The sequence below is a fragment of the Gordonia sp. NPDC127522 genome (genome assembly GCF_042672305.1).
In the GTDB taxonomy this organism is placed as follows: domain Bacteria; phylum Actinomycetota; class Actinomycetes; order Mycobacteriales; family Mycobacteriaceae; genus Gordonia; species Gordonia hongkongensis.
Map to the genome: position 1 here is coordinate 1 of NZ_JBHXVK010000039.1, position 1,738 is coordinate 1,738.

Sequence of the window (1,738 nt, forward strand, 5' to 3'; positions counted from 1 at the left end):
TGAGACAGTGCCCAGATCGTTGCGCCTTTCGTGCGGGTCGGAACTTACCCGACAAGGAATTTCGCTACCTTAGGACCGTTATAGTTACGGCCGCCGTTTACTGGGGCTTCAATTCGCACCTTCGCTTACGCTAAGCGCTCCTCTTAACCTTCCAGCACCGGGCAGGCGTCAGCCCCTATACTTCGCCTTACGGCTTCGCAGAGACCTGTGTTTTTGCTAAACAGTCGCCTGGGCCTATTCACTGCGGCTCTCTCGGGCTTGCACCCTAACAGAGCACCCCTTCTCCCGAAGTTACGGGGTCATTTTGCCGAGTTCCTTAACGAGAGTTCTCTCGATCACCTTAGGATTCTCTCCTCGCCTACCTGTGTCGGTTTGCGGTACGGGCACCTCTCACCTCGCTAGAGGCTTTTCTTGGCAGTGTGGAATCAGGAACTTCGCTACTATATTTCGCTCGCCATCACAGCTCAGCCTTTACGGGAAACGGATTTGCCTATTTCCCAGCCTAACTGCTTGGACGCGGATATCCAATACCGCGCTTACCCTATCCTCCTGCGTCCCCCCATTGCTCAAATGGTGAGGAGGTGGTACAGGAATATCAACCTGTTGTCCATCGCCTACGCCTTTCGGCCTCGGCTTAGGTCCCGACTAACCCTGAGCGGACGAGCCTTCCTCAGGAAACCTTAGGCATTCGGTGGACGGGATTCTCACCCCTCTTTCGCTACTCATACCGGCATTCTCACTTCTAAGCGCTCCACCAGTCCTTCCGGTCTGGCTTCACAGCCCTTAGAACGCTCTCCTACCACTGTTCGAAGAACAGTCCGCAGCTTCGGTGATACGTTTAGCCCCGGTACATTTTCGGCGCAGAGTCACTCGACCAGTGAGCTATTACGCACTCTTTAAATGGTGGCTGCTTCTAAGCCAACATCCTGGTTGTCTAAGCAACTCCACATCCTTTTCCACTTAACGTATACTTTGGGACCTTAGCTGGCGGTCTGGGCTGTTTCCCTTTCGACTACGGATCTTATCACTCGCAGTCTGACTCCCAAGGATAAGTCATCGGCATTCGGAGTTTGACTGAATTCGGTAACCCGGTAGGGGCCCCTAGTCCAATCAGTGCTCTACCTCCGAGACTCTTACCTTGAGGCTAGCCCTAAAGCTATTTCGGAGAGAACCAGCTATCTCCAGGTTCGATTGGCATTTCACCCCTACCCACACCTCATCCCCGCACTTTTCAACGTGCGTGGGTTCGGGCCTCCATTCAGTGTTACCTGAACTTCACCCTGGACATGGGTAGATCACCTGGTTTCGGGTCTACGACCACGTACTCATGCGCCCTATTCAGACTCGCTTTCGCTGCGGCTCCGCATCTTCTGCTTAACCTTGCACGGGATCGTAACTCGCCGGTTCATTCTACAAAAGGCACGCCATCACCCGTTAACGGGCTCTGACTACTTGTAGGCACACGGTTTCAGGATCTCTTTCACTCCCCTTCCGGGGTGCTTTTCACCTTTCCCTCACGGTACTGGTTCACTATCGGTCACTAGGGAGTATTTAGCCTTGGGAGATGGTCCTCCCGGATTCCGACGGAATTTCACGTGTTCCGCCGTACTCAGGATCCACTCAGGAGAGAACGAAGTTTTGACTACAGGGCTGTTACCTCCTATGGCGGGCCTTTCCAGACCTCTTCATCTACCTCGTTCCTTTGTAACTCCGTACAGAGTGTCCTACAACCCCAAGA

The 1,738-nt window shown here is 53.6% G+C and carries 1 rRNA gene; it reads right to left on the reverse strand.

The features are described from left to right. A 23S ribosomal RNA gene (locus ACFVHY_RS24405) occupies positions 1 to 1,738 on the reverse strand; the annotation flags it as partial.